Below are 6725 nucleotides of genomic sequence, written 5' to 3'. Positions count from 1 at the left end.
GCATCCAGTCCGCCTGCGAGGGCAGTGCTGTTTTCCGATGCTGTACCGAGTTCGCCCGCAACACGCCCGGCCGCAACAGTTGCCGCATCAAGACGGGCTTCTGCCTCTGCCACCGCTGCCCCCAGGCGGTCAATCTCCGCGCGGGCCTGCGCCATCCGCTCGGTTTCCCAAAGGCTGGCGCCAAAGAAATTCGTCGAGAACGATGCCGCTTCAAGCTCCGCCTTTGCGGCCTCCAGTGCTTCGCGGGTGGCATCGCGCGCCGCTTCCGCCGCCTGGCGCATCGCCTCGGCGTTCTTTGCCGTCATGTTTTTGTAGAACGCATCCGTTGCCGCAGTCAGCGTATCATGCGCATCCGCCACCATTTGCACGGCGTCCGCATAGTCTTCCGCTGCCTGCCGGGACTGGACAAACCCAGCCGCAATCCCCCCGGCAACGGCAACCAGCGCCCCGATGCCCGTGGCCATCGCCGCGATGCGCAGCAGCTTCAGGCCGCGCGTCAGCCCCTTGACAGCAAGGCTGGCCAGCGCCGCCCTGGTGCTGGTGGCGCCAAGCGCCACTTCCAAAGCAACAGCCGCCTTGGCAGCCGCGATGAATTTGACCGGCGCCAGGGCAACGGCGGAAACCGTTCCCAGCAAAGCCGCCCCCAGAGGCACGGCCATTTTCAGCAGCAGACCCAGCCCGATCGCCGCCGGGCCGACAGCCGCGGTCAGGGCTGCGCCAACCGAAATGAACTGTTTGGCGCGGTCATTCAGCCCGTTGAACCACTCCGCCGCGTCCGCCGCCTTGTTGCTGAGGTATTCCAGCGACGGGGCAAGGCCCACGGCAAGCTGGTTGGCGACACCGCGCCCGACCAGCCCCAGCCGGGAAATGGCATCATTCGTCACCTCGATCTGATCCGCATCGACTTCGGACACCGCCAGACCGAAACGCGCCACATCCTCCGCCGCCATGCGCAGGGCCGAGCCGTCAATCCGGGTGAAGATCAACCCGGCCCGGCTGCCAAACAGATCCGAGGCAACGGCGGCGCGCTCCGCTTCCGGCACATAGCCGGCCAGCGCCGCCTGGATTTTCGCAAGCCGCTGGTCGAGCGGAAGCCGCTGCAGCTCCTGCGCATTCAGGTGCAGACGGTTCAGCGCCTTGGCGGCGGCACCGGTGCCGCTGGCCGCCTGGCTCAGCCGCTTGGTGAGCTGCAGGGTTGCCTGCTGCACTTCCCCGATCGATACGCCCGACAGATCCGCCGCCCGCTCCAGCACCTGCATAGATTTGACGGTTGTGCCCAGTGACTGCGCCATCTTGGCCTGGGCGTCGATCACCTTGAGGCTGGATTTGACCGCAACCGTGGCGGCGCCCGCCATTGGCAAGGTAAGACCGAGCGCCATTCTGCGCCCGGCCTTCTCAAATCCTGCCCCCAGGCGCACCATGCGGCGCTCAAGATCGCCCATGGCGGCCTTGGACCGCTTCGCGCCACTCTCGAATGCAGCGGAATCCAGAGACAGGATGCCGCGAAGCGCGCCAATGACTGCGGACATTTACCGCCCCTTTTTGCTTTGGAAATGCATGCTCATCAAACCGGCGCGCAATTGCGCCAGCTCGCGTTTCTTGTCGCGGCCGGCTTTCGTCTTGCCGCCGCGCGCCTTGGTGAAATCCGGCATCTTTTTCGGATCATGGAAGGCGTATTGCATCAGGATGCCCAGCTCCTGATTGAGCACCCGGAAGGCCGAAAACTCGGCGTCCTTGGCCCTGATCCGGGCCCGGGTGATCAGGTCATATTCGCGCAGGCTGACCAGCCAGAATTCGGCGTGATGCAGGCCCAGCTCGCACCACACCGAAAACAGCTGGCACCAGTCTACGCGGCCGGGCTCTCCGCGTTTCCCGCGTCACCCTCGCCCGGCTCATTGCCCTCCGGCTCTTCGTCCCGCAGAAACGGAAAGGCATTCTGCAGGGTTTTGGCCAAATGCTCTCCGGCGGAATTTGCGCCGCCAAGCGCATCCAGAAGGTCCAGCGCGTCGTCCAGTTCGACCCCGGCGCCATCATCAAGGAACGCCGCCCAGGCCTGCGACACCAGCTTCACGCCGCCCGAGCCGCTCAAAAGCTGGTTCAGGATTTCGCCGATCGGCTGGCCGGTTTCCTCCTCCAGGCGCACCTGGGCACGCATGGAGGCTTTCAGTTTATGGGTCTTCCTGCCCGCCTTTACGGAATGGGTGCTGATCATACGACAGGATCCCCCTTGGTCCAGTTGACCAGGCCGGTCGGACGCAATTTCAGGTCGGTCATCAGATCGCCGTCCTGGTCCACCGACGGAATCGACGGGTTCAGGAAGGCCTGATAGTCGAATTCATCCCCGGTCGACTGCACACCGTCTTCCGGCGGCAGCACCACCTGGAAATAGACCGGCTTGCCTGCCGCCTTGTAGGCCAGCGCCTGCTCGTAAAGCGCGGTCGAATAGAAGCAGTTCAGGGTCAGCTCGCCGGTATCGGTCAGGCCCGTGCCCCATTCCCGGTTGCGGCCCGGGCTGTCCAGCGACGTGCGGTCGCGGTATTCCTGTGTTTCTTCCGGAATGCCGACCGTTTTACAGCCGGGAATTTCCGTCCAGGCAACGCCGTCTGCAGACCAGTTCACGGTGCACAGATCACCCGCAATGACATTTTCAGCCATTACATCATCCTTTCATCATGTTGCGAGAAAGCCGGTCACCCGGCAGGGGTCAGGCGCGGTAACGCACCTGAAAGTCCAGCATTTGCAGCCGGACCACATCGCCGCCGGTTACGGAAAAACCGTCCCGGCGCGATATCTCTTTGCAGCGGATCACAGTCCTGCCGCGGAAACTTGTCAGGGTTCGCGATACCAGCGGCGCCAGGCTGATCAGCTGGCCGTATTTCGCGGCGGCGACATTCACCTGGATGCGCGCCGTCTCGACGTCCGCCCGGTTCTTCAGCGAATATCCCGTCACATTGCTGATGCGCTGCAGGCTGATGCGCGGCAAGCCCACGTCATCCCCGAACACGCCCCAGACCACCGGGTGCCCAAGCGTCTTCAGAAGATCCTTCAGTTCGCCTTCCATGCTCATTTCGCGGCCCTTTCCGCCTTCCGGCGGGCGCGTTCGACCGTCTTTTCAATCTCCGCCCAGATCTCACGTTTCAGGGTTTCCAGCATTGCCGCCTGGTTTGCGTCCCAGGCAGGTCGCATGAAGGGCCGGGCGGGCATGGCGCCAACCGATTTGCCGGTTTCCTTGTGAAAGCGCGGCGCGGTGCCGAATTCATACAGGTGCGCATGCGGGGCATCGTCACCGTCCGGCATGACCGGCCCCACGTACAAGGCCAGCTTGCTGCGGCCCCGGTCCATGCGTGCGTCCCGCTGCTGGCGCGCAGTCAGCTTGCTGGTGACCGCAACCTTGAACTTCCCTCCGGACAGGCCTTCGGCAGCCTCAGCAACCGGCTTCAAGGTCTTCTTCATCGCCCGCCGCACCGCGCCCTTGGCGGTGCCGCGCGCAAGGTCTGCAAGCGCGCGCTCGATGTCGCCTGCGCCTTCCATCTTAAACTTCATGGCCATGTCAGCCCGCCCCCTTCACCAGCCGCCAGGCCGTTATTTCCAGCCGGTTGCGGTATCCGATTTCCTTCACCCCGGTGATCCGCCAGTCATCGCCCTGAAACCGCAGACGGAATGCGCCGGTGACCGCCGCAAGCTTCGCGGTCCAGAGCACCTGAAACCGGCCATCCGTCTTCTGCTCGACGGCAGCAGCCCGCAGCCGCTCGCCGTCGCTCACCGGCTGATAGGACGCCCAAGGGTTTGCATATTCAGCCCAGCCTGTTGCCTCCTGCTCGCCCGCCTCGTTTTCCGCAAAAGCAGCCTGCAGAATAACGATGCGCCGGTCGCGCTGTGCGATCCGCATCAGCGCCACCAGGTCTTGAAGTTCGAGATCAGCCTGCCGATCGACAGCGGCACCTCGACGGGCGCGCCTTCGAACACCACGGGTTCCCGCGCCTTGTAGAGATGCGCCGCGAACAAGAGCACGGCATGGCAAACCGGCTTGGGCACCGCATCCGCGGCGGCGCCATACCCGGAGACATATTCGATGCGCAGCGGCGCGCGATGCTGGCCTGGCCCCGGCCAGGCTTTTGCGGCCGCAACGCGGAACCTGCCTTCATCTTCGAACAGCTCGATAGCGGCGGCCGGCACGCTCTCCCACTCCCCCGCGGCAGTGAACACTTCAACCCGGGCCACGCTCGACACCGGCGGCAGAAACAGCTCGACCGCCTGACCTATGGTCGGCACCGCCGCGAAGGTTTCGCACCAGGTCTGGCTGATCAGCGCCCGGCCCAATTCGCCATCGGCGCCGTCGAACTGCGCAACCGCCGTGTCCAGACAATGCTGCAGGAAGTCGTCGTCATCGCCCGGCTCGACGCGCAAATGCGCCTGCAGCTTGGCGAGGTCCACCGGCGCAACCGCGGGCGGGCTGATAAGGGTCAGGGCCATGGGTCAAATCCTCCGGAGGCCTGCCCCGCCTGCTGGCGGGGCGGCTGCGGTCCAGTTCAGGCTTTCGGCTTACCCGCGCCCTTTGCCGCGGCCTCGGTGGCCTCGGCGGCCTCGGTGGCCTCGGTGGCCTCGGTGGCCTCGGTGGCCTCGGAACGAGGTGCAGGCGGCTGCGCCTCCGGGTCAACCAGCTCCGCGTATTGCGCGCGGATCAGGTCGCGGCCCAGTTCATCGGCGACGGTGGGGGTCTGGCCTACGGTGAAACTGCCGAACGGACCGGCGCAATTGGTGGTGATCTTGATTTTCATGGGAAACCCTCGGGAAGGAGAAACAGGAGGGCGGCCCCCGAAGGGACCGCCGTGCGGAAGCCGGTTCAGGCCGCAGCCATCTGCAGGGTCTTGATTGCCTTGGTCTGGGCGGGTGCGCCGTCGACCCGGTGCACCCCCATGATGCCGAGGTTGGGGAAGAACTTCTCGCGCGCCACGCCGATCAGCGGGTTGCCCACCTTGCGGACGTAGTATTCCGAGAAATCCCCGAAGGCGATCGGCTTGGCGCTGGCACCGATCTGCGCCATGGCCTGGTTGAAGGACACCGGCTTGCTGTTCAGAGTGGCCGGCACACCCTTGGTCACGTCGCCGTCAGACCAGATGTAGCGGCCATTGGTGTCCTTCAGCTTGCGCAGCGCCTTAACGGTCTGGTCATGCATCTGGAACCGCACCTTCGGGCCGCCGCGATAGGCCGGGTCCACCGAATGCTCCAGATCCATGATCTCATCAAAGGTCAGTGCTGCAGCCGCCGCTGCAGTGTGGCCCACCGGGGCGCCGGTCACAAAGCCCAGAGGCTCGTTGGTGCCGGAACCGACCGTCAGCCAGGCATTGCCCTTGCGGCCGATGCGCTCGCCGATCAGCTTGGCCAGCAGGGCTTCAAACCCAAAGGAGGAGTCCTGCGCCAGCTCGAAGGACCATTTGATCCAGGGCGTTACCAGCGCATAGGCCAGCAGCGAGGTTTTCGCGAGCACGATATCGCCGGAGTTGTCATCCACCCCTTCGTCGCCCTCGGTGTGCAGGTTCGCCTCCTCGGCGGTGTCATCGACCTTCGGCAGGTCGAAGGGCGCGCCGTTGGAAAGGTTGATTTCGGTGGCGATGTTCTTGTCCATCATCGGGCCATGCGCCGCGGCTGCGATGTTGATTGAGCTGGCCAGGGTGGTCGGCACCAGGATGCCGCCGTTGGCGCCGGTGCCGGTGGTCTGGGTTCGGATTTCCCGGAAGCCAGAGCGCAGCGCATCGCGCGCTTCCTTGCTCAGCTCGGACAGGTCGGCACCGGACGCCAGATACTGCCGGAACGCCTCGCGGTATTCGTCGCTGACGTTCTCGCCGGGCGCATGGCTGCGCTCCTCCTGGCCCGGGCGGCGCTCTTCGCGCTCCTCACGCTCCCGTTCTTCCCGGCGCTGTTCTTCTTCCTGCTTGGCCTTCCAGGCCCGCTCCTCGCGGTCGGCCTCTTTCACCAGCCCGTCATACTGGTCCATCATCGCGTCGAATTTTTCGTTCGCCGCCCGCGCCTCGTCCTTCGGCGTCTTCTCAGTGATGCCGTCCCGGATGCCGGTGGCCTCGGTCAGCAGTTTCTGCGCCTTGTCGCGCAGCTCCTTGATCTTCGACATGTCTAACCCTTTCGGTTATCTGGAAACTGCGCTTGCCCAAGGCGCGAATTTGCTGGGCGGAGGCCGGTCAGGCCAGGCCGGACAGACGCGATCGCATCTGCATCCGGCGGCGGTAAAAATCACTGTCCCCGCCAAGAGCTGCAGCTTTTGAGCGCAGCCCGATTTCGGTGCCGTCATAGGCGGGGTCCGTGACGATCGAGACGTCGAACAGCTGCACAGACTGGATCGTGCGCAGGGCGTGGTCGCCGGTTTCATCCCAGGCTTCCTTGTCGGCGATGAAGGCAAAGCTCATCTTGGACATGTCCCCCCGCTTCATCTTCGGCAGGATCCGCTGCACGTCCGGATCGGACGGGTCCAGCGCGGTATCCACCCGCAGGCCGCGCTGATCCTCTGCCAGCGTCAGCGTGCCGGACGAGGTGCGCGCCAGCGGCAGGCCGCCGTGGTCGACCAGGAACGTCACGTCATCGCCACGGGTCAGCGCATCACCAAAGGCGCCGCGCTCGATCACCTCGGCCCAGCCCCAGCGGTCCAGAGGACCGATGTCAGTCCGCACGCCAAAGACGGCCGCATAGCCCGTCACATTAATCAGATCGCCCCC

At 65.0% G+C, this 6725-nt stretch carries 10 protein-coding genes and 1 pseudogene; all 11 read right to left on the bottom strand.

The features are described from left to right. Positions 1 to 1529 (bottom strand): annotated as a pseudogene (locus tag VOI29_RS21260) (hypothetical protein); the annotation flags it as partial. After that, complete coding sequence (locus VOI29_RS21255; RefSeq protein ID WP_323783455.1) at positions 1530 to 1826, bottom strand: hypothetical protein; 297 nt, start codon at positions 1824 to 1826, stop codon at positions 1530 to 1532. A gap of 20 nt (positions 1827 to 1846) precedes the next feature. Further along, positions 1847 to 2212 carry a hypothetical protein gene (locus tag VOI29_RS21250; RefSeq protein ID WP_323783453.1) on the bottom strand — a complete coding sequence of 122 codons (366 nt, stop codon included), beginning with the start codon at positions 2210 to 2212 and terminating at the stop codon, positions 1847 to 1849. Then, positions 2209 to 2655: a hypothetical protein gene (locus VOI29_RS21245; protein ID WP_323783451.1), complete on the bottom strand. Its 447-nt coding sequence runs from the start codon at positions 2653 to 2655 to the stop codon at positions 2209 to 2211. The genes VOI29_RS21250 and VOI29_RS21245 overlap by 4 nt, the downstream gene beginning before the upstream one ends. A 49-nt stretch (positions 2656 to 2704) precedes the next feature. Then, positions 2705 to 3067 (bottom strand): hypothetical protein, encoded by a 363-nt coding sequence (locus VOI29_RS21240; protein ID WP_323783449.1) that lies wholly within the window; start codon positions 3065 to 3067, stop codon positions 2705 to 2707. Next, positions 3064 to 3549 carry an HK97-gp10 family putative phage morphogenesis protein gene (locus VOI29_RS21235; RefSeq protein WP_323783447.1) on the bottom strand — a complete coding sequence of 162 codons (486 nt, stop codon included), beginning with the start codon at positions 3547 to 3549 and terminating at the stop codon, positions 3064 to 3066. The genes VOI29_RS21240 and VOI29_RS21235 overlap by 4 nt, the downstream gene beginning before the upstream one ends. A gap of 1 nt (position 3550) precedes the next feature. Then, entirely contained in the window at positions 3551 to 3889 is a 339-nt protein-coding gene (locus VOI29_RS21230; protein WP_323783445.1) for a phage head closure protein, read from the bottom strand. Next, the gene (locus tag VOI29_RS21225) at positions 3889 to 4473 is read right to left on the bottom strand and encodes a head-tail connector protein (RefSeq protein WP_323783443.1); all 585 of its coding nucleotides are present in this window, start codon (positions 4471 to 4473) and stop codon (positions 3889 to 3891) included. The genes VOI29_RS21230 and VOI29_RS21225 overlap by 1 nt, the downstream gene beginning before the upstream one ends. 56 nt (positions 4474 to 4529) lie before the next feature. Next, complete coding sequence (locus tag VOI29_RS21220) at positions 4530 to 4778, bottom strand: hypothetical protein (protein ID WP_323783441.1); 249 nt, start codon at positions 4776 to 4778, stop codon at positions 4530 to 4532. 65 nt (positions 4779 to 4843) lie between these two features. Continuing rightward, positions 4844 to 6127, bottom strand: coding sequence for a phage major capsid protein (locus VOI29_RS21215; RefSeq protein ID WP_323783439.1), 1284 nt, complete (start codon positions 6125 to 6127; stop codon positions 4844 to 4846). Positions 6128 to 6194: 67 nt separating this feature from the next. Next, a partial coding sequence (locus VOI29_RS21210; RefSeq protein WP_323783437.1) for an HK97 family phage prohead protease occupies positions 6195 to 6725 on the bottom strand: 531 nt, incomplete at its 5' end.

This window comes from Leisingera sp. (assembly GCF_034669605.1).
Lineage (GTDB): Bacteria > Pseudomonadota > Alphaproteobacteria > Rhodobacterales > Rhodobacteraceae > Leisingera.
The sequence above is the reverse complement of the archived record's forward strand: the minus strand, read 5'-3'. Positions and strand labels throughout refer to the sequence as shown.

Bases quoted from the DNA above. Each gene is read 5' to 3' on its own strand.
- VOI29_RS21250 (WP_323783453.1), bottom strand. From the start codon at position 2,212: ATGATCAGCACCCATTCCGTAAAGGCGGGCAGGAAGACCCATAAACTG.
- VOI29_RS21245 (WP_323783451.1), bottom strand. From the start codon at position 2,655: ATGGCTGAAAATGTCATTGCGGGTGATCTGTGCACCGTGAACTGGTCT.
- VOI29_RS21240 (WP_323783449.1), bottom strand. From the start codon at position 3,067: ATGAGCATGGAAGGCGAACTGAAGGATCTTCTGAAGACGCTTGGGCAC.
- VOI29_RS21235 (WP_323783447.1), bottom strand. From the start codon at position 3,549: ATGGCCATGAAGTTTAAGATGGAAGGCGCAGGCGACATCGAGCGCGCG.
- VOI29_RS21230 (WP_323783445.1), bottom strand. From the start codon at position 3,889: ATGCGGATCGCACAGCGCGACCGGCGCATCGTTATTCTGCAGGCTGCT.
- VOI29_RS21225 (WP_323783443.1), bottom strand. From the start codon at position 4,473: ATGGCCCTGACCCTTATCAGCCCGCCCGCGGTTGCGCCGGTGGACCTC.
- VOI29_RS21220 (WP_323783441.1), bottom strand. From the start codon at position 4,778: ATGAAAATCAAGATCACCACCAATTGCGCCGGTCCGTTCGGCAGTTTC.
- VOI29_RS21215 (WP_323783439.1), bottom strand. From the start codon at position 6,127: ATGTCGAAGATCAAGGAGCTGCGCGACAAGGCGCAGAAACTGCTGACC.